Raw genomic sequence first — 19,431 nt, forward strand, 5'->3', positions numbered from 1 at the left:
TGCCGCTTCCGCCCTTGACCAGATCGGCCCCGTTCGCGCCGCCCTGGTCCTCGTCATGAAAGATATCGTCGCCCTTGCCGAGATAGATCTTGTCGCGTCCCATCCCGCCCCAGACCTGATCATTGCCATCGCCGCCATAGAGCGTGTCGGAATGCAGGCCACCAGAGATGCGATCTGCGCCGGCGCCGCCCTTGATCAAATCATCACCCAGCTCGCCATAAAACGTGTCGTTTCCGCCGCCGCCATGGATCCGGTCGTTTCCGCTTCCGCCCTTGACCAGATCGGCGCCGCCGCCGCCGCCTTGTTTGCTGTCATGAAAGACATCGTCGCCCTTGCCGAGATAGATCTTGTCGCGTCCCATCCCGCCCCAGACCTGATCGTTTCCGCCGCCGCCATGGAGCGTGTCGGAATGGATGCCGCCAGAGAGGGTGTCATCGCCTGCGCCGCCCTTGATCATGTCCTTGCCCGACTCGCCATGAAACGTGTCGTTTCCGCCGCCACCATGGATCCGGTCTTTACCGTTGCCACCCCTGACCAGATCGGCGCCGGTTGCGCCGCCTTGCTTGCTGTCACGAAAGACATCGTCGCCGTTGCCGAGATAGACCTTGTCGCGTCCCATCCCGCCCCAGACCTGATCATTGCCACGCCCGCCATGGAGCGTGTCGGAATGGATGCCGCCATGGAGGATATCATCGCCCGCGCCGCCCTTGATCCTGTCGTTGCCCCGATCGCCATGGAGGGTATCGGCGCCGTCCCCGCCCCGGATGCGATCGCGCCCACCACCGCCATGGATGGTGTCGTCAAACGCGCTGCCGATCAGCGTGTCGGCGCCGCTGGTCCCCTGGGTCTGCGGCACCGACAACTGGATCCGGTCAGGGGTCGCCAGCCCGCCTGGCCAGATATCCTGAACGGAAAGCGGTTTGCCGTCCCGGCTGCGGATGTCGATCAGGGTCTCGCCGAACCGCAGGATCAGGCCGGTATCGCTCGGTGTCAGGATGAGCTGATCCAGGCTGCGCAGCATTGGAAACCGGGTCAGATCCAGCTGGTCGCTGCCGGGCTCGAAATCGGTGATAACGAGCGTGTTCCCGGTCGGGTGCAGCACGAAAATATCGGCACCGGCGCCGCCTGTCAGAATGCCGCCGCTGGCATCGGAGACGAGAATGTCGTTTCCCGCCTGCCCGCGCAACGTGGTCTGTCCGGCGCTGCCCAAAAGCAGGTCGCTGCCCTCCGTGCCCGAGAGCGGGACATCCTGCTCTGTGCCACTGGCCTTGATCACCGTTCCGAGCGCACCCAGCGGCAGCGTGAACTGTGACAGCCCGCCTTCGGTTCCGGAACTGACAAAGACCTGGAGCGCGTCACCGATCCGGACAGCAGTGAGCCCGGTGACATTCGCAAGCCCCAGCCCGGTGTCATGGATCAGGGTCTGCATATGCACCAGCTGCCCCTCCGGCAGCAGGTAGAACAGGCTGAGCCCGTCATCCGCCCCGCCCGCCAGAACAAAGACATGACCGTCGGCCTCGACCACCTCGAGCGCGGTGACCCCGTCAAAGCGCGTGGCGCGGGTGTCCAGGATGTGATCGGTCGGGATCAATGTGCCGTCGGCCGCCAGTTGCATCACGCTGAGGGAATTGCTGCCTGCGGCGGCCAGGACCACCCAGGTTGCGCCATGGGCGGTCACGGTTTCAAGCGCAGTCGGCAGGGCGAGGCCAAGCCCATCCGCGATTCCGCAGCTGTCCCTTTGCGTCAACTGGCCGGTGTCGGCGTTGATCCGGTAGCTGCGCACACCGGACCCGCTGTTGTCGGCGGTGAGCAGAAACCGGACGCCCCCGGCTTCGGTCTGGTTCAGCAGGACCGGGCTGTCCGGATCCAGCGTGGCCATCGGGGCCGCAAAGCCGATCTCGCTGTCCAGCGCGCCGTTTCCCGAAGACAGCCAGCCGGCAAGATCCCCGGTGTCGGCATCAACGGTATAGAGTGCCGTGCGCCCGCCTGTCAGGGTGACGGTTGTCAGCGCGTCATGGGTCTGTGTCGTGGGTCCGGGCAGATCGATCTTGCCGGCCTTTGACAGTGCGCCATCGTCCGCGATGCGATAGCGGATCAGCTTGCCCGCACCGGTGCCGGACAGGATCAGCTGGGTCTGTCCGTCCACATCGACCGCATCAAAGGATCCGATCCCCATGCCCCAGACCGAGAAATAGGTGCTGTCTGCAAGACGTGCCAATGTCCCGGTTTGCGACAGCGTCCAGGCGCTTACACCGCCGCTCTGCCCGGTTGTGGCAAAGAGGAGGCTGCCAGCCTCGGTCGTGACGATATCGATGTCGCGCAGATCTCCATCCAGAAGCGCATCGCCGGTCGCGATCCGGCCTACCAGTTGCAGTGTCATCTGTTCTCACCACCTCATAACCCGCAACGAGGATGACCGCCCGGAATGCCAAAAGACGGGACGCAATTGCGGCCAAACCGGGAAAAATAGCTAGAATGCGTTGCATCCGGGGGCTCGCGGTCCTGGGGTGAACAGGGGGTGAATCGCCCGCGCGCCGGGTTAGGACAGGCTTGAGGGCTGCGGCTGCAGGGTGCGCGGGTTCCGTTCCAGCACAGGAGAACCCGGATGCCGGATACCTCACCGATCCTCGCCCTGCCCTTTCTGATGCCAAGCCAGGCACAGAAACACGTGACCCATAACGAGGCGCTGCGGCGGCTGGATATTGTCGTGCAACTAAGCGTCGCGGGGTTTGATGCGACAACCCCGCCCGCAGCCCCCGAAGAGGGCGAGGTTCATGCCCTGTCGGCCAACCCGGAAGCGGCCTGGGCCGGTCAGGCGCAGGCCCTGGCGGCGTGGCTGGACGGAACCTGGCATTTCGTGGCGCCGCAGGAGGGCTGGCGGGCCTGGGGCCGCGCGGAAGCGCAGTTGCGCATCTGGAACGGCGGGGCCTGGGTCTTGCCGCAGGCAGAGACAGAAAACCTTGCAGGGGTGGGTATCGGCACCGCGTCGGATGCCACCAACCGGCTGGCAGTGGCATCCGATGCGGCGTTGCTGACCCATGACGGTGCCGATCACCGGCTGAAGATCAACAAGGCGGATGAAGGCGATACCGCCTCGGTCGTGTTCCAGTCGAACTGGACGGGACATGCCGAGATGGGTCTGGCCGGGGTAACGGACTTTGCGATCAGGGTGTCAGGCGACGGGACCGACTGGACCGAGGCACTGCGGTTTGACGGGATCACGGGCAAGGCGGGCGGGGCCGCAGTGCAGGCATCTGCCGAGGATACGGCCATTGGAGCCCTGATGACGGTGGGGGCTTTCGGGTTGGGTGATACGCTGATCCCGACGACGGATTTTGACTCGCTGTCTGCGAGCGGCTTCTATTTCAATCAGGGGACTGCGGCCAACGGGGCCCCCGACGGGGCCGGGGGATGGCACGTGATCCACCTGCAACATGCCAACGCGGCCCGCAGCCAGATCGCGTTCCGCCCCGGCAAGATCCGGTTTCGTCGCTATGTCGGGGGCGATTGGGATACCTGGTCCACCGTCTTCTCCCAATCCGAGCTCCTGGGAACCGTGAGCCAGTCCGGGGGCACGCCGACCGGGGCGGTGATCGAGCGCGGCAGCAACGGCGATGGCGATTACATTCGTTGGGCGGACGGCACCCAGATCTGCACCAATGCCAACGCCCCGATCACCACCGCTCCCGCGGATTTTACCGGGGCGGTCACCAGGATCGATGGTGACAAGCTGTGGATCGGAAGATGGTTCTGACACCGCAAAAGTGACAGGGGGCTCTGCCCCGCCGCCCTGCGGGCGACTCCCCCGGAGTGTTTTTCCAAAGCTGAAGACTGAACGGGACTGCACATTCAGCTTTGCTCAAATACTCCGGGGAGTTTGAGGGGCAGCGCCCCTCATGATCCGTGCCGTGAGGCACACGTGGAAATGTTTCAGTCGCGGGAATAGACGTCTTCGTAACGGATGATGTCATCTTCGCCCAGGTAGGTCCCGGTCTGCACCTCGATCAGCACCATCGGTACTTTTCCGGGGTTTTCCATCCGGTGTACCGCACCCAGCGGGATGTAGACCGACTGGTTCTCGGTCACCAGTTTCACGTCGTCATCCACGGTGACCTTGGCGGTTCCTTCCACCACGATCCAGTGTTCCGAGCGATGATGGTGCGATTGCAGGGACAGCGCGGCGCCGGGATGCACCACGATGCGCTTGACCTGGAACCGCTCGCCGATCACCAGGCTTTCGAACCAGCCCCAGGGCCGGTGATCCTTGGGAAAGCTTTCCGCCTGCTTGGCCTTTTTTGCCTTGAGCGCGGCCACCGCCTGTTTCACATCCTGCGCGCGGGATGCATCGGCCACCAGGACCGCATCAGGCATCGCCACCGTGATGATGTTCTTCAGCCCGATCCCGACCACTTCCAGCGCGTCGTCCTCGCTGCGCAACAGGGTGTCGTCGCAATCCAGCGCCGTGGCCGGCCCGGACAGGGCCACCCCGCGCGCATCCGGCCCGGTTTCGCGCCAGACCGCATCCCAACCGCCCAGATCCGACCAGCCGGCGGCAAAAGGCACCACCGACAGGTTGTCGGCATGTTCCATCACCGCGTAGTCGATCGAGATGTCATTCGCGTCTGCCCAGGGCGCGGGGGCGAGCCGCAGGAAACCCAGATCGGGTTTGCCCTGATCCACGGCCGCCTGCACCGGATCGACCAGAGCGGGGGCATATGCGCGGAATGCCTTGAGAATCGCCGCGACCGAAAACAGGAAGATCCCGGCATTCCACAGGTAGGTGCCCGCCGCCAGCATCTCTTCTGCCCGCGCGGCATCGGGTTTTTCGACAAAGCGGGACAATGCCAGTGGCCGGGCCGCGAAATCCCCCGGATCCTCGGCCAGTTCCAGGTAGCCATAGCCGGTTTCCGCATGGGTCGGCTTGATCCCGAAGGTGACCAGTTGCCCGGCCTCGGCCGCGCCCGTCCCGGCCTCTATGGCGGCGCGAAAGGCAGCGGCGTCCGGTACGACGTGATCGCTCGGTGCCACCAGCATCAGCGCGTCGGGGTCGGTTTTTTCCAGCCACAGGGCCGCGGCCAGAACCGCAGGCGCGGTATTGCGCCCTTCCGGTTCGATCAGGATCGCCGCCGGATCGATCCCCGCCTCGGCCAGCTGTTCGGTCACGATGAAGCGGAAATCGGCATTGGTCAGCACCATCGGTGCCGCGAAATCCGGCCCTGAGAGGCGGGTTGCGCTGGCCTGAAACAGGGTGGTGTCGCCGATCAGCGCGGCAAACTGTTTCGGATAGCTTTTGCGTGAAAGCGGCCACAACCGGGTGCCGGAGCCCCCACAGAGCAGAACGGGTGTGATCATTGGGACTTGTACTCCTGAACTCTCTCGGCGCGTCCTGTGCATATCTCCTGAATATGACGCTCGGTTCAAGCAGGTAATTCGGGCCGATGTCGCGCCTGCGCTCTGTTGGTCTTTTCCGTGGGCACTCCTATAAGAGGCGCACATGCGACAGGCCCGGAGAATCCCCATGCCCCGACTTCTTCACACAGTGAACCCCTGTTTTCCGCGCTCGGGGCACCGGTTCCTGCGCAGCATCTGCCAGGCCTATTTCGGCAAGGACATGAAATTCAAATCCATGCACATGGTGAAGGATCGTGGCATCGAGGATGCCAACTATATCAAGGATCACGACTTTGGCCTGTGCAACGACACACCCGACCGCGCGGTGACACCAGAGGCGCAATACCTGATACAATACCGGCATCCGCTGGAAAGCGTGCAATCCTATTTCGAATTCCGGGTGCATCACGGGCACAACGAGGACAGCGCCGAAAGCTGGGCCGAATTCCTGCCCTGGGGCGTGGAATACTGGAAGGCTTTCGTGGGCAAGTGGTGCCTGGATGCCGAGCGGTTGCAGGGCGTCCGTTGTCATGTCGTGCGTTATGGCGATCTCTATGCGGATACGATGGGCAGCGTTGAATCGGCCGTCACCTTTCTGACCGGTGCACAGGAAGATATTGATCGCGCCCGGCTTGAGACGGCGGTGGGCCGGTTTACCGGCGGATTTGCCCGCTATGCACAGGAACAGTCCGAGGGCGCACGCCCGGTCAAACGGGCGCGTGACATCCGCGATTTCCGGTATTTCGATGACTCGCTCTATGACATCGAAGACAGCCTGGCCGAGGACTATCTGGCGCCGTTGGGTCTGACCCGGCTGACAGAGGCGGCCTGAGCCAGCGCGGTTTTGAGAGGGACTGTTGCATGAACTGGCCGAGGCATGGATCCTGGGCATTTTGCGGCTGAGCAGAGGCGTACAAAAACAGCCGTCCAGGTGTCACCCTTTCCCCGCGGTTATCGTTCTTTGCGCAGAACGGGCGCGGAAAGCGGAGCGGCCAGCCGCCCTGCAGGCCGCGCGTGGGGATGTTGCCAGGTGTTCCATCCCGGATGATCACATCGCCGGTGCGGGTCGCAAGGAACGTCGCAACAGGCTTTGACACGGGTTTCCAAATCCAGGCACAATCCGCATGATGCCAACCGCGGAGAATTCCTTTGCTGTCCCGAGTCCTGTTTTCCGTTCTCATCTGGATTGCCATGTTGCCTGCCGGCGTGCTGGCGGCAGACAATCAGACGCCGCTGCGGGTCCATTTCATCGATGTGGGACGCGGCGATGCAACGCTCTTCGAATATCCCTGCGGAACCATCCTGTTCGATGCCGGAGGCGACCGCCGCAAGGCCCGGAAGCTGACCGATTATCTCGACGCTTACTTTGACAGACGCCGGGATCTGCCGCGCCGGATCGACCTGTTCGTTCTCAGCCACAGCCACCCGGACCATACCCGCTATGCCGATGACGTCATCAAGCGCTACGAGATCGGAACATTGCTGACAAACGGCCATCTGGACGAAGGCAGTCTGGAGAAGATGCAATTCTCGAAACTCCTGGCAAAGCACTCCGGGATCGAGCACCGCGAGGTGGATACCGAGACGATTCCACCCGGCGGACTGTCCTTGCCGCTCGCCCGGGACCTGGGCTGCACCGGGGGGCCGGAGTCCGACATTCGCCTCCTGTGGGGGGACTCCAGGCCGAAACCCGCAGACTGGAGCAAGAAACAATACGCGCAAGAGAACAACCACTCCGTTGCCCTGATGGCCTCCTGGGGCGACACGCGGACCCTCCTGACAGGCGATATGCAAAAAGCCGCTCTGCTCGACATGCTCGACAAGGATGCGGCAATCTTGGCAGATGTGGATCTCTACCAGGTCAGCCATCACGGCGTCCCCTCGGGGATCGTGGCTGAGTTCGACGACCACATCCGGCCCCGGATCGCTGTGCTCTCGCGACCGGCCAACCTGGCCTGGCAGGCCAGGACACTGGAGCGGTACAACGCCCTGATCCGTGGGCATCGGGACCCCATCCGGGTTCCCGTCTGGGCCTACGACGGGTCCCAACAGGCCATGGACGCGCTCGATGACAGGTCCCTGGCGGATGTCACGTTCGCGAAGGATCACCTCCGAAGAGAGAAGAAGGCCGGCAGCTCGGTTCTGACCTCCGCAGTCTACTGGACCGGCATCGACGGCACTGTCGTCGTCGAACTGACACCGCTGGGCGACCTGTCGGTGCATATGGGGGGGCAGGAACAATAGGACCGGCTACGGCGAGCCCCCCGCGTCTTGTCGCCAGGGCAGGCAGAAGCTGTCGGCCCTGACATAGCCCTTGCGCAGAAGGATTTTCGCGGAACACCCCTGCGGTCAAGGTCTTGCCGGGCCCGCGCCTATTCGGCGGCGACCTTGTGAATCTGCTTGATTGCGGTTGTGGAAATACGGGGGGTGCGGCTCAGATAGACGACCTCGCAGAGATCCGACAGGAAATCAAATTGTCCGCTCCAGTCGTCGCCCATTGTGAAGACGTCGATCCCGTGGGTCACGATATCGTCGCGCTTCTGCTCCCAGTCATGTTCGGGGATGATCGCGTCGACGTAGGTGATCGCCTCCAGAAATTCCCGGCGCTGCGCATAGTCGAAATGCGATGCCTTTTCCTTCTTGGCATTGAAACTGTCCGACGACAGGGCGACGGTCAGGTGATCGCCCATCTCTCGCGCGCGCTTGAGCAGCAGGAGATGACCATAATGCAGCGTGTCAAACGTGCCGTATGTGATAACTTTCTTCATCGCTCTTTCTCTGAATTGATTTGACGTCTTGTAACACGACTGTAACCCGATTGTAACAAGGTTTGCGGGCCGCGTCCCATCCCGCTGATCGCCAGTCCGCACCCCGGCCTGCCACGGCATCCTGCGGTCTCCACCCGCGACTATGGCGGTCCGGCGGCTCCTGATGTAGATGAAAGGCGAATCTTGCCCGTCGGGCCAACACTCCAACGTATCCAGAACACCCGGGCCTCATGACACGCACCACTTTGCACATCGGGACGACCAAGACCGGCTCCAGCAGCATCCAGCAGTTTCTCGCCACCAACCGCGACGCCTTGCAGCGCCAGGGCGTGCTGTATTCCAAGGCTCTGGGGAAGGTGTCGCACAACGTCATTCCGGTGGCGTCAAAGGGACGGCTGGCGTCGACCGACCACCAGAGAATGTTCAAGATCACCACTGAAAACGAATACCGGACATTCGTCGCCGAACGGCGCAAACGCCTGACCCGGGAAATTGACAGGGCCCAGCCCGGGCACATCCTGATCTCGAGCGAACACATGCATTCGCGCTGTTTCACCGCCGCGCATTTTTCGGGACTCAAGACATTGCTCGCCCCGGCTCTCGAGGGCCGGGACCTGCAGATCCTGGTCTACCTCCGGCCCCAAATCGAGCATGCTATCTCGCTCTATTCCACCATGCTCGCCCATGGGCTGAATCAGGATATCGACAGTTTCATCGAAGACCGGATGTTCGGCCCGAAGCGGCGATATCACGACTTCCGCAAGCTGATCCGGATCTGGCAGCGCGCCTTCCCGCAAGCGACGATGACAGTCCGCGCCTTTGATGCGGTAAAGACCTTGCCCGAAGGGGTGATTTCGGACTTCACGCAGGTCACCGGGCTGGACGCCGATGGACTCGAATATCTGCCGCGCGTGAACGAGAGCCTGGACGCCTGGTCGGCGGAGGCGCTGCGGCGGCTCAACGCGATGATGCCGCCATTGCCCGGAGGCGATATCAAGAAGGTAAGGAACTGGTTGCGTGGGCACGGGCGCAGGGGACGCCTGCTGCCCGATCCGGCCCTGTCGCGGCGGTTCCAGGAGAGCTTTGCCGCCGAGAATGATTGGGTCATGGCGCGTTTTCTGGCGGATGTTCCCGACGCGCTGGAGCCGAACTGGGAGCGCCTGACTGTCGCGACCCCACGCCCCGAGATTTCCGAAGGAGAGCTGCGCGGGATCGTCGATCAGGCGATGGCGCAATAACTATGCTGTTCGCGACCGCCAACAGGCCGCTCGGGTTTGCCGTTCCATCCCGGCTCGCGCCGCGTTCTCGCCTGTCCGACCTATTGCTGCGGCGAATTCTGCGCCGGAAAATGAGCCTTGACCACGGTGGCGGGCTGACCAAAATGGCCAATCGGCAGGCGGGTTCTTCGGGCGGGGATATGCCGTCTGGATCCAAAGAAGGAGTGGCGAGACCATGAAAATGTTATTGCGCAAGGCGCTCCTGACCTACCGGCCAATCGACACCCGCCTGCGCAGGCTTCCCTCCTATGCCCGGCTCTCGCGCATGTTGCAGCAGCGCTATAACATCATGATGTCCGATCAGCGCAACATCGTGATCTCGGACCAGGACAGCATCATGATGTCCGACCAGGACAACAGCGTGATCTCGGACCAGGACAACATGATGATGCCCGACCAGGACAACAGTCCGGCGCCAGCCAAGGAAAAAATCCCGGCCCCAGGCAAGGAAAAAATTCGCGCGAAAAGCAAGAGTCCCGGCCAAAGCAAAGGCGATGCGGCAGCGGCCTATTACGCGGCGAATATTGACCGCGTCTCGCCTTCTCCAGATACGATCCTCTTCGAATGCTACTGGGGCAAAAAATTCGGTGAAAGCCCGTTGGCGCTCTATCGTGAACTCGTACGCACCCATCCGCGCGGCAGCTTCCGCATCCACTGGACAGTGGCTGGCAATGCGCAGCCCCCGGCGGAGATCGCAGCGAATCCCGACGTCACACTGGTGCGGGTGCGCTCGAAAGAATACGGGCATGCCCTTCTCGCCTCCGGCCTGCTGGTGAACAACGTCACCTTTCCGCCCTATTTCATCCGCCGCCCCGGACAGCGCTACTGCAATACCTGGCACGGGGTACCGATGAAGGCGATGGGGCGCGATATGGCCGCGCCGATGATCTCGATGGCCAACACCCAACGCAATTTCCTTCAGGCGGACCTGCTGCTGGAGATGAGCGACTTCTACCACGAGGCCATGTTCCACTCCTACTATGTTGAGCAGCTCGCGGCGCGGTCGTTGCTGCCCTGTGGCGCGCCGCGGGTCGACGACGTGCTGACGCCCAGGATTCCAGCGGCCGAGCTGCGGGCGCAGATCGGCATCGCCGAGGGGCAGACGGTGGTGCTGTTCGCGCCGACCTGGCGGGGTAATTCCACCGCGATCGATCCGGTTTTCGGCGATCAGGCCAGGCTCTGGGCGCAGATCGCCCGGGAACTCGGCGAGGATCACTTCGTGCTGTTCTCGGCGCACCAGATGGTAAAGGTCGACAAGGCCGAGCCGGTTCCGAACGGGGCGTTGCTGCCTGAGAACACGAATATCAACGACGTCCTGACCGTCGTCGACGTCATGGTCAGCGACTATTCGAGCATAATCTTCGACTTTCTGCCCGCCGACCGCCCGATCGTCCTGTTCACTCCCGATATAGAGCAGTACCGGCAGGATCGCGGGCTGTACCTCGAACCAACCGACCTGCCCTGCGCCGAGACCTGCGATCTGCCCGGCCTGATCGCTGCGATCCGCGCCGCGCGGCCGCCTTCGGATTTTCCTGGCTGGCCGGAGATGCAGACACGCTTCGTACCGCTGGAGGATGGCCAGGCGGCCGTCACCGCGCTGGCGGCGCTGCTCGCTCCGGTAGCTATGGGGCCGCAGCGCGAGCCCAACCGGCGACAGCGGCTGCTCATTGCGCCGGGCGGCCTGGTCCCGAACGGCATCACCACGTCCCTGAAGAACCTGATCGCCAATCTCGACTACGACCGGTACGATCCTTACATCCTGATAGAAGCAGCGGTGATGGACCAGGATGTGGCGCGCCGTCAGCAGTTCGAGGAGTTCGATTCGCGCTGCAATTGGATCCTGCGCAGCGGCGACATGCTGCTCACCGCCGAGGAGAAGCCGATCTACCACGCCTTCCGTCGGGGGGACGACTGGCTGGGAGACGCGGAAATGGCGGTGATCCGCCGGATTTTCGAGCGCGAGAATGCTCGGGTGTTGGGCACCGCGCGGTTCGATGTGTCGATCGAATTCGGCGGCTATGCCCCTTTCTGGACCGCGCTGATGGCCTGTTCGAACGCAACGCGCAAGGTTTGCTACCAACACAATCATTTGTGGGCGGAATACACCAATCTGGATGCCTCGCGGAACCAGCGCCAGCTGTACGGTGTGTTCCTGACCTATGGCTGGTTTGACCAGATCGTCGCCGTTTCGGACGAAACGCGAATGGTTAACGAAACACATTTGGCACGCTTCTACCCGGATGGCTCGAAGGCCTGCACTGTGCGCAACACGATGAACATGGCGCGGGTGCTTGAGCGAAAGCGGCTCCCGGTCGTTCTGGCCCATCCTGCGGTTGCGCCACTGTTCCAGAGTCCTGAACTGTTCCGTTTCATCGCGCTCGGCCGACTCTCGCCCGAGAAGCGCTATGATCGGATGATAGGGGCGCTGGCACGCATCGCGCCTGAGCATCCCAATGCGGTGCTGCTGATCTGCGGCTCGGGTCCGCTCAAGGACAAGCTGCTCCAGTTCGCGCGCCGCAAGGGCGTGGCCGAACAGGTGCGTTTCCTCGGCCAGGTTCACAATCCCTATCCGCTGCTCGCCAATGCCGATGTCTGCGTGATGTCCTCGGATTACGAAGGGCAGCCGATGACGCTCCTGGAGGCGCTTTCCCTCGGCGTACCTTGCATCGGCACCGACATTCCAGGCATTCGCTCGGTGCTGAAGGATGGACGGGGACATATCACCGATCCGACCGAGGAGGCCTTCGCCGCGACGATGAAAGCCGCGATCGAGGGTCGTCTGCCGAAGTTCGTGGCGGCGGATATTGGCGGCGAATATACTGATACGACGATGGACGAATTCTATCGCAACGTCTGCGGTCGGTAGGGCCGAGTTCCGGCAGGACGGGTGTGCCGTCGATGTACCGGCGGCTTCTGCTCTGCAGACGAGGCGGTTCGAAACCGCGGTTCTGGTCAAACCCGCGGTTGCGCCACCGAAAATCGCTTTGGCGAGAGGTAGGAAAGTGTGAGCAAAGACAATTTGCAGGCGGGCGACGGTCAGGTCGTCACCCAACCTGGCACAAGGGGCTTTGCATTCGCAACGACGGGAAAACTGTATACCGATCTTGCACGCAGGGCTGCTCGAACGATCCGTACAGTCATGCCAGATGCGTTGATCGATCTCTTCACCGACCAGGATACTTCCGACGACGTTTTTGACAAGATTCACAGTCTTCCAGACAGTTGGCGTCGACCGAAAATGTACGCGGTGCGCTGCTCCAGGTTCGAGCGCACCATCGTCCTTGATGCTGATATAGTCTTGCTTGCCGATGTTTCGGATGTCTTCGATGTTCTGGACCGTTTTGACATTGCCGGCGTGTTGGGAAACAACCGGGAACCGGGAATGACGCCACCGGATCCCCTGGTTCCAAACTGCTTGCCCGTTATCAACAGCGGCGTCTTGGCGGTTCGAGCGTCCGCGAAGTTGCAGGAGTTTGCGCTTGCGTGGGAGAACGACGTCAGATCCGAAAACGCCTTGCTTGATCAACCGGCGTTTCGGAAACGCCTTTATCTGAGCAATCTCGATTTCGCAGCGTTGGGGCTAAACTACAATTGCATCCAGCTCCGCTTTCTTGATGTCTGGTCAGCCAGTATGGGGGCACCAAGAATCCTGCATGTCCGGTCCCTCCACGATGACTACCCTGGAAATCCGGAAGAGCCATTCAACTTGACAGAAGTTCTTGGTGAGGAGCGCGCCGAACACATAGCAAGTCTGTTGGCTGCCGATTGGTCTCTTGGGGGGGATGCCGAAAGGGTCGTCATAACCCCGATGAAGAGACGAACAGATTGTCTGGACGCGCTGAAGAAAAACATTGGATCCCAGGCTGTTTCAGCGGAGGAAGCCCGGGTTCCGGGGTCTGCTTTGGACCAGCATAAACGGAATCAAGGCTCGACACCGAAGATGCAGGCGCGCGTGCGAGAGATGCGCTTGCGGATGCGCGATGCGAACGCGTTTGCCTATCAGGCGGCGATACTTGCGGCTGCGAGTCGACAGACGCCACTTCGGATCTGCGTTGTCGGTGCAAAAGACGGGAAACACGGAGACCCGATCTATGAAATCATCCGGTCTCACCTTCGTTCCTCGTCGGACTTGTTGCTTTTTGAGCCGCAGGAATACCTGCATCCGTTTCTCGCGAAGAACTACAGCTTTCACCCGTCACACCGAATAATCGGAGCCGCAATCGGCCCGGAGCAGACTGTTAAGCTGCACGCTATTCATCCCGAGCACTGGAAACGTTTCAATCCCGAATGCGGATCAAAATGGCCCTCGTACCGGGCTCCCACAGCGATAACGACCAGCGATAGAGGAACTGTCCTGACGTGGATCAAAACACACCTGCCGGAAGAGCCGGACCCGGAGCGCCTGATTGTAGAATTGGATGTACCTTGCGGGCCACTGGTGACGTTTCTGCAGGACGCCGGACGGGACACGAAAATCGATGTGTTGCAGGTTGACGCCGAAGGGTTTGACGATGAAGTGATCTATGCTTGCAGCACGAAAGTAACCCAGCCTTCGGTTGTTCGGTTCGGAAAATCCAATCTTTCGGCTGAACGTCTTGAACGCTTGATGACGTCCCTTTCTGACCAATACCTTTTGCAAGAGTTGGGACGGGACATGATGGCAGTGCGACGCGTTTGAGCTACGCGCCTTGACTTGAGCCGATGTGCTGCGTCTGAATGGGCTGCAAGTCCGAATGTCGATTAAAGATGGCGTTTCATGAAGGCTTTGAAGTTGGCCTTGAAGTCCTCGGTCTTGTCCTTGTCGATCAGCTTTCGCAGGCTGCGGCTGGCCATCGTCTCGGTCGGTTCGAACCCGGCCTTGCGGGCATGGGTGATCAGCTGCGCCGAGCTGTCCTCGACCGACGCTGCGAGATGCTCGTATTTGATCAGCCAGCACAGATCGGGATTGGCCTTGGCAATGCGGCGGACAACCTGGGTCTGCCGGATCACCCCCGGCAGCGCCTCGAGAATGGCAAGGTTCAGCGCCTTGGTTGGCAGTTTGACGTCGGCATAGAGATCTCCGTCCTTCGTGGTCGCCTCGTGGCGGTGCCAAACGTCGGTCATATTGGCGACCGCGCGCGAGATAGCCTGTTCGAGGCTGTTGCCGCGCACAAGCGCGACCAGGTTCACCCTGTCGAACCGTTCTTGTGCCCAGTCGATGATGTTCTGTACTGCTTTTTGGGGGGCCACCGCCTCTGCGCCGCGGATGTAGCTGTCGATCTTCGGTGCGTAGCTGACCATCAGCTTGACGGCCCCAATGCCAGGGGCATCAGGTTTCACGCCGCGGGCGATTTGATCGAGCACGTCGGCCTCGGTCAGCCCCTCGCGGGTATTCCTTCCGACAATATCGAGAAAATATTCTCTGGGGGCACCCATGCCGCCGAGGCTTTCGATGTCGCGGCACAGCAGAGTCGACCCCGACCGCTGAGAGGCGAGGACGAGGGTGATTGCGCGAAGCTCATGCGTCATTGAAGCCATCCGTCATAATATGCCGGCCCATGCCTAGACGATTTTCCCGGGAGGGGCCAGAAGTCAGCGTCATGCCGAAACCTGATCGCCTTTTGATGATGTGACGTGCCCCTGCGGCAGTGGTGGCGCAGCCGTCGAAGGAACTCGCGACGACGAGGCCCGCAGATCATCAACACCAAGGCTGTGAAGACACGAATGCCGCTGCGTCATGCGGAGATCGCCGAGACGGATTTGGCGGAGGAGATCTTGCGCTGTTGCGACCGGTTTGAATTTGCCGCCACATGGCGGGCCGACCCCGAGGTGGCAGCGTTGGTCGACAGCTGAGAGCGGCAGGTCAGGCCGGCCAGCGCGGTTCCAGGTATTCAGGGTGATCGGGGAAGTAGGTCTTGATCACCCATTCATTGCCGGCGTTGAAACCTCGCTGGAACGCCCTCGCCAAGTCGGGCGAAGGCTGTTCGCCCCGACCCGCACTGTTTTTCTCCACCCACTTTACAACCTGTTTACGCAAACGCGCGGTCGCGCTCTTTTCCTGATTGACCAAGCGCAACAGATTCTGCCCAGCTTGATTGATCGAAGTATTCGCATTGTCAGGGACTTGCCATTCCGAACCCGAAATATCCAGATCCAGCAATTCACAGAAATCCCCCAGCGTCCCGTCTTTCTGCGAAACAGCCTTGTAGGGACGAACAAAGACGTTCTCGGACCCGAAAACACCTGACCAGCGCCGGATGATGTGCCGAATATTGAAGTAGGGGCGGAATTCGGGTTTCATTCGGCTTCTTACGAAATCATCAAGGGAATTCTGGTAACCGCCCCGCAGGACGGTCGAATAAAGGGACGTGATCTGATCCAGCTGTGGACGGATGTACACGATCACCCGCACGCTGGAGAATTCACTGCAGAACAAATCCTTGAATCTTTCGATGTCCACTCTTTTTGGCATGCGAGAGTGCAGGTGTTCAGACGTGATTACGACCTCTCGACACTCTGGGGCTTGCGCGATTTCATTCCTGTAGGCGGCGACCGTATTCCGGCGAAAAGCAGCATGCGCCTCGGGCGTTGCCATGTCGAACAAACCCGCCAGGTCGGAACTTGCGCCGAATGGAAGCGATGCAAGTGGTGCCCTGAGATGCAGCTCCTTGCCGAGAGAAATAGGAACCAGGATGCCCGCCTGTCCGAGCGTGGCCCGGTTGACGGCCAGAAACGTCTGGATGCTGCTTGACCCAGTCTTGGTGGTTCCGATGTGGACGGTCAGTTTCATGGAGTGGCTTTCCGTTCCGAACGGGGGCATGTTCCGGGTCCGGTGGGGCCTTTGGCTGAACCCTCCGGGCACCGCGATTTGCACCCTATCGGGAGCGAGGTCAAGAGGTCTGACGCAGGAGAGTTCCGGAGGGGGCAGAATAGTACGCCAGGGGCTGATCCTGGCTCCTGCGTGGTGCAGAATCTGTAGATCGTTGGCCTCGGGACAACGAACAGTTCTGCCAGGTCCGGGGCGCGCCCCGATCGCTGACGGAACAGGCACCGGTGGCCTGCCTGCATGCGCATTCTTTCTGTTGTTTTTCAGTAAGTTCAGGCGGTTTTCCACGGCGTTTGCCCTTTGGCCGGGCAATGGCCGTGCCTTCTTTCGTCCGCAACCGGATCAGATCGGCCTCAAAGCGCGCGGAAAGCCACACAAACGCGTCATCATCGCAATCGCGATCATCAGAACCAGCATCCTGAAAAAGATCTCAGAATACAGAAGACAGGGCCGTCGGGGCGGGTACATCCCCAGAGCCGTTCTGATGCAGGGTGAAGAGGTCGGCTGCAATCTGCCAGCCACCGCTGGAATTGGACACGACAAAGCCTGCATCCTTCATCTGCTCAAAGAGATCGTCAAACGCGTCGACCGCTTGGTCCGAAAGCATCTGCAACCGCCAGATGGCCAGGGCGACTGACAACGGGCTTGAGTGAAGCTGCAGGTTTGGCGTATCGATCGCGCAGTGAAAATCGTACTTTGGCACCTGCCAATTGCCGTAGTTTTCCTCCAGATGACGGGCTGGATTGACGGGCGCTTTCACGCTGACCCCATCCAGATCGCAAAACACCAGGCTAAATTCCGAATTGACCCAACGAAACATAGAAGATCCGTGCCAGATCTGACCTTCATCGCGATAATGCAAGAAAATGTCGGAGACAATGCCGCTCAGATGACGGAGCTTGAAGATGACCGGCAATTTTTTCAGTTCAAGCGCTCCCGAAGGCGATCTGGTGAATACGATTTGATCTTGCGCCGCGATACAGCGGAAAGGCGGGCTGTCATGTAGCAAATCGCCCAACCTGATTGGGTCGATCTCATCGGCAAACAGACCTAAATCAATGTCATAATCATGCTCGAGGATACGCCCTTCACGGACCGAGCCAAGAAGAGTTCCGGACAATATGAAAGGACTGAACCCGTTGCTTTGCAGAAGCTCCAACGTATCGCGTAAGGCGTGCTTCGCCGCATCGCGCGTGAACTCCTTCTTGACGATAGGCCCCTTTTTGACGATAGGCCCGGTGCCCCGTTTCGGCGACTTTTTCGATTTCGAATGCCTGCAAGACAAGTTGTTCTGGAGTGCCTGGTCAACATCCTGTCGAAACGTCGAGGCCGCTTTTGAGTAATCTGCCGTGTCAAAGGTGACAATCGTGTCACAGGCCGAAATGAAGCATAATTCGCCCAGAAATGTTTCACGGGATTGATATGTCTTGCGGCGCATAAGAAAGCGTCGAACCGCCACCAATTCCCGGTGATCCATATTTTCACAAAAAAGATAGACCGGGTCGATTGATAGATTAAGCCTCGGCCAGCCACGCCTCATATACCAGGATAACCTGCGCAACCCAGTGATAAAACGATCTTTTGACATATTGGCGAAGTTGTCCCGCGCAAGAACGGGTTCGAATGTAATCAAAAGCGTTGCTGCGTAGGCCAAGATGGCAAGCCCATTTCGCGCAAGCCAGTTATGCCTATCCGTCAAATAGGTGCTTGGGAAAATTTCCAGTAGTATACGCTTGAAATATTTCACTATTTCTGCTTTCCCCATGCTGAGGGCTTTCGTCCTAGTATTTGAGGGTTTTCGTGTCAATCAGCATCCAGTTTCGGGTCTGGCCGGCGTTGTCGCAGAACTCCCACGTGAGGCGTGGCGCCCCTTCCCCGTTGAGTTCGAGCGACCCGGAGGCTCTCAATGATCGCGTGACCCTGACAGGCTGAGCGTCGAACATCCGGTCGAAGGCGACGACCCCCGGCACACGGCGCATTATTCGCGCACCGCAGCAAGCCGGTCGATGGGTTGTGGTGAGCGCGCCCGGGCTCGCCGGGTTAGCCCGCTGCCCGATCCAGGACCTCTTCGGCCCTGTTAATGCAACAGCCCCCTATTTCGCGCGCAGGCTGTCCGGGCTCTGGGACAGGAACCAGTCATAGGTGCCGGCGATCCCCTGATCGAGCCCGATCGAGGCGGTCCAGCCCAACCGGGCCAGCCGGCTGACATCCATCAGCTTGCGCGGGGCGCCGTCGGGTTTGGAGCTGTCAAAGACCAGTTGCCCGGTGAATCCGGTGACGCGGGCCACGATCTGGGCCAGGTCCCGGATGGTGACATCGGTGCCCGAACCGACATTGATATGGCTCAGCATCGGCTGGGTTTCGCGCTGGTAGATGCCCTCGTCCAGATCCATCACAAAGAGGCTGGCGGCGGCCATGTCATCCACATGCAGGAATTCGCGCATCGGCTTGCCCGACCCCCAGATCACCACCTCTTTGGCCCCCTCCTGCACCGCCCGGTGAAACCGCAGGATCAGGGCCGGCAGGACATGCGAGTTTTTGGGATGGAAGTTGTCGCCGGGGCCGTAAAGGTTGGTCGGCATGACCGACCGGTAATCGGTGCCGTATTGCCGGTTATAGCTTTCACAGAGCTTGATGCCGGCGATCTTGGCAATCGCGTAGGGTTCGTTGGTGGGCTCCAGCGGGCCGGTCAGGAGCGCGTCCTCGGCCATCGGCTGCTCCGCCAGCTTGGGGTAGATGCAGGAACTGCCCAGTTGCAGCAGCTTTGTCACCCCGGCGGCATAGGCCTGGTGGATGACGTTGCATTCGATCATCAGGTTTTCATAGATGAACTGCGCCGGATAGCTGTTGTTGGCGACGATTCCGCCGACTTTGGCGGCGGCGAGGATGACCCGGTCGGGGCGTTCGGCCTGCATGAATTCCGCCACCTGCGCCTGATCGGTCAGGTCCAGTTCGGCACTGGTGCGGGTGATCAGCTCGATCGCTTCGCCCGCGCCCTGGCGCGCTTTGAGCTGGCGGCAGATGGCCCCGCCAACCATTCCGCGATGTCCTGCAACATATATCTTCATCGGGCGTTTTTCCTTCCGGGACATGGCGGCTGCCTACACCGGATCAGCCCTGCGGTGCAACGCCCTGGCCGGGCCTGTTGCGGCCTGCGCGAAAACGCCTTGGCGGCGACCTGAGGCTCCAG

14 protein-coding genes are annotated in these 19,431 nt (G+C 60.9%); 7 read left to right on the top strand and 7 right to left on the bottom strand.

Annotation, left to right across the window (positions count from 1 at the left end):
* A partial coding sequence (locus QO231_RS21975; protein WP_316781628.1) for a calcium-binding protein occupies positions 1-2,380 on the bottom strand: 2,380 nt, incomplete at its 3' end.
* A 225-nt stretch (positions 2,381-2,605) separates the two neighbouring features.
* On the opposite strand from QO231_RS21975, the gene QO231_RS21980 reads away from it, so the two are divergent.
* Entirely contained in the window at positions 2,606-3,754 is a 1,149-nt protein-coding gene (locus QO231_RS21980; protein WP_316781630.1) for a DUF2793 domain-containing protein, read from the top strand.
* A gap of 176 nt (positions 3,755-3,930) precedes the next feature.
* On the opposite strand, the gene QO231_RS21985 is transcribed toward QO231_RS21980, so the two are convergent.
* Positions 3,931-5,352 (bottom strand): mannose-1-phosphate guanylyltransferase/mannose-6-phosphate isomerase, encoded by a 1,422-nt coding sequence (locus tag QO231_RS21985; RefSeq protein WP_316781632.1) that lies wholly within the window; start codon positions 5,350-5,352, stop codon positions 3,931-3,933.
* Between the two features lie 166 nt (positions 5,353-5,518).
* On the opposite strand from QO231_RS21985, the gene QO231_RS21990 reads away from it, so the two are divergent.
* Complete coding sequence (locus QO231_RS21990; protein ID WP_316781635.1) at positions 5,519-6,223, top strand: hypothetical protein; 705 nt, start codon at positions 5,519-5,521, stop codon at positions 6,221-6,223.
* 317 nt (positions 6,224-6,540) lie between these two features.
* Complete coding sequence (locus QO231_RS21995) at positions 6,541-7,635, top strand: ComEC/Rec2 family competence protein (RefSeq protein WP_316781637.1); 1,095 nt, start codon at positions 6,541-6,543, stop codon at positions 7,633-7,635.
* A 128-nt stretch (positions 7,636-7,763) separates the two neighbouring features.
* Here the strand turns inward: QO231_RS21995 and tagD are convergent, their stop codons facing one another.
* On the bottom strand, positions 7,764-8,159 hold the full coding sequence (gene tagD / locus QO231_RS22000) for a glycerol-3-phosphate cytidylyltransferase (protein WP_316781638.1): 396 nt from the start codon (positions 8,157-8,159) through the stop codon (positions 7,764-7,766).
* A 230-nt stretch (positions 8,160-8,389) separates the two neighbouring features.
* Here tagD and QO231_RS22005 point away from each other — a divergent pair, with 230 nt between their 5' ends.
* The 3 genes from QO231_RS22005 (at position 8,390) to QO231_RS22015 (ending at position 14,114) form a co-directional block, all read left to right on the top strand.
* A complete protein-coding gene (locus tag QO231_RS22005; protein ID WP_316781640.1) occupies positions 8,390-9,397 on the top strand; it encodes a hypothetical protein in 1,008 nt (335 codons plus the stop codon).
* A 214-nt stretch (positions 9,398-9,611) separates the two neighbouring features.
* On the top strand, positions 9,612-12,302 hold the full coding sequence (locus tag QO231_RS22010) for a glycosyltransferase (protein WP_316781642.1): 2,691 nt from the start codon (positions 9,612-9,614) through the stop codon (positions 12,300-12,302).
* A 138-nt stretch (positions 12,303-12,440) separates the two neighbouring features.
* A complete protein-coding gene (locus tag QO231_RS22015; protein ID WP_316781644.1) occupies positions 12,441-14,114 on the top strand; it encodes a putative nucleotide-diphospho-sugar transferase in 1,674 nt (557 codons plus the stop codon).
* Positions 14,115-14,176: 62 nt separating this feature from the next.
* On the opposite strand, the gene QO231_RS22020 is transcribed toward QO231_RS22015, so the two are convergent.
* Positions 14,177-14,944 carry a Stf0 family sulfotransferase gene (locus QO231_RS22020; RefSeq protein ID WP_316781646.1) on the bottom strand — a complete coding sequence of 256 codons (768 nt, stop codon included), beginning with the start codon at positions 14,942-14,944 and terminating at the stop codon, positions 14,177-14,179.
* A gap of 195 nt (positions 14,945-15,139) precedes the next feature.
* Here QO231_RS22020 and QO231_RS22025 point away from each other — a divergent pair, with 195 nt between their 5' ends.
* Positions 15,140-15,268, top strand: a complete 129-nt coding sequence (locus QO231_RS22025) for a hypothetical protein (RefSeq protein WP_316781648.1) — start codon at positions 15,140-15,142, stop codon at positions 15,266-15,268.
* Between the two features lie 10 nt (positions 15,269-15,278).
* Here QO231_RS22025 and QO231_RS22030 read toward each other — a convergent pair whose 3' ends face one another.
* The 3 genes from QO231_RS22030 to fcl all read right to left on the bottom strand — a co-directional run bounded on the left by QO231_RS22030 (position 15,279) and on the right by fcl (position 19,309).
* The gene (locus tag QO231_RS22030; RefSeq protein ID WP_316781650.1) at positions 15,279-16,205 is read right to left on the bottom strand and encodes a hypothetical protein; all 927 of its coding nucleotides are present in this window, start codon (positions 16,203-16,205) and stop codon (positions 15,279-15,281) included.
* A gap of 466 nt (positions 16,206-16,671) precedes the next feature.
* Entirely contained in the window at positions 16,672-18,006 is a 1,335-nt protein-coding gene (locus QO231_RS22035; protein ID WP_316781653.1) for a hypothetical protein, read from the bottom strand.
* Positions 18,007-18,334: 328 nt separating this feature from the next.
* A complete protein-coding gene (gene fcl / locus QO231_RS22040) occupies positions 18,335-19,309 on the bottom strand; it encodes a GDP-L-fucose synthase (RefSeq protein ID WP_316781654.1) in 975 nt (324 codons plus the stop codon).
* Between the last annotated feature and the right edge of the window lie 122 nt (positions 19,310-19,431).

It is taken from the genome of Sedimentitalea todarodis (genome assembly GCF_032595355.1).
GTDB classification, from domain to species: domain Bacteria; phylum Pseudomonadota; class Alphaproteobacteria; order Rhodobacterales; family Rhodobacteraceae; genus Sedimentitalea; species Sedimentitalea todarodis.

Bases quoted from the DNA above. Each gene is read 5' to 3' on its own strand.
- QO231_RS21980 (WP_316781630.1), top strand. From the start codon at position 2,606: ATGCCGGATACCTCACCGATCCTCGCCCTGCCCTTTCTGATGCCAAGC.
- QO231_RS21985 (WP_316781632.1), bottom strand. From the start codon at position 5,352: ATGATCACACCCGTTCTGCTCTGTGGGGGCTCCGGCACCCGGTTGTGG.
- QO231_RS21990 (WP_316781635.1), top strand. From the start codon at position 5,519: ATGCCCCGACTTCTTCACACAGTGAACCCCTGTTTTCCGCGCTCGGGG.
- tagD (WP_316781638.1), bottom strand. From the start codon at position 8,159: ATGAAGAAAGTTATCACATACGGCACGTTTGACACGCTGCATTATGGT.
- QO231_RS22005 (WP_316781640.1), top strand. From the start codon at position 8,390: ATGACACGCACCACTTTGCACATCGGGACGACCAAGACCGGCTCCAGC.
- QO231_RS22010 (WP_316781642.1), top strand. From the start codon at position 9,612: ATGAAAATGTTATTGCGCAAGGCGCTCCTGACCTACCGGCCAATCGAC.
- QO231_RS22020 (WP_316781646.1), bottom strand. From the start codon at position 14,944: ATGACGCATGAGCTTCGCGCAATCACCCTCGTCCTCGCCTCTCAGCGG.
- QO231_RS22025 (WP_316781648.1), top strand. From the start codon at position 15,140: ATGCCGCTGCGTCATGCGGAGATCGCCGAGACGGATTTGGCGGAGGAG.
- QO231_RS22030 (WP_316781650.1), bottom strand. From the start codon at position 16,205: ATGAAACTGACCGTCCACATCGGAACCACCAAGACTGGGTCAAGCAGC.
- QO231_RS22035 (WP_316781653.1), bottom strand. From the start codon at position 18,006: ATGGGGAAAGCAGAAATAGTGAAATATTTCAAGCGTATACTACTGGAA.
- fcl (WP_316781654.1), bottom strand. From the start codon at position 19,309: ATGAAGATATATGTTGCAGGACATCGCGGAATGGTTGGCGGGGCCATC.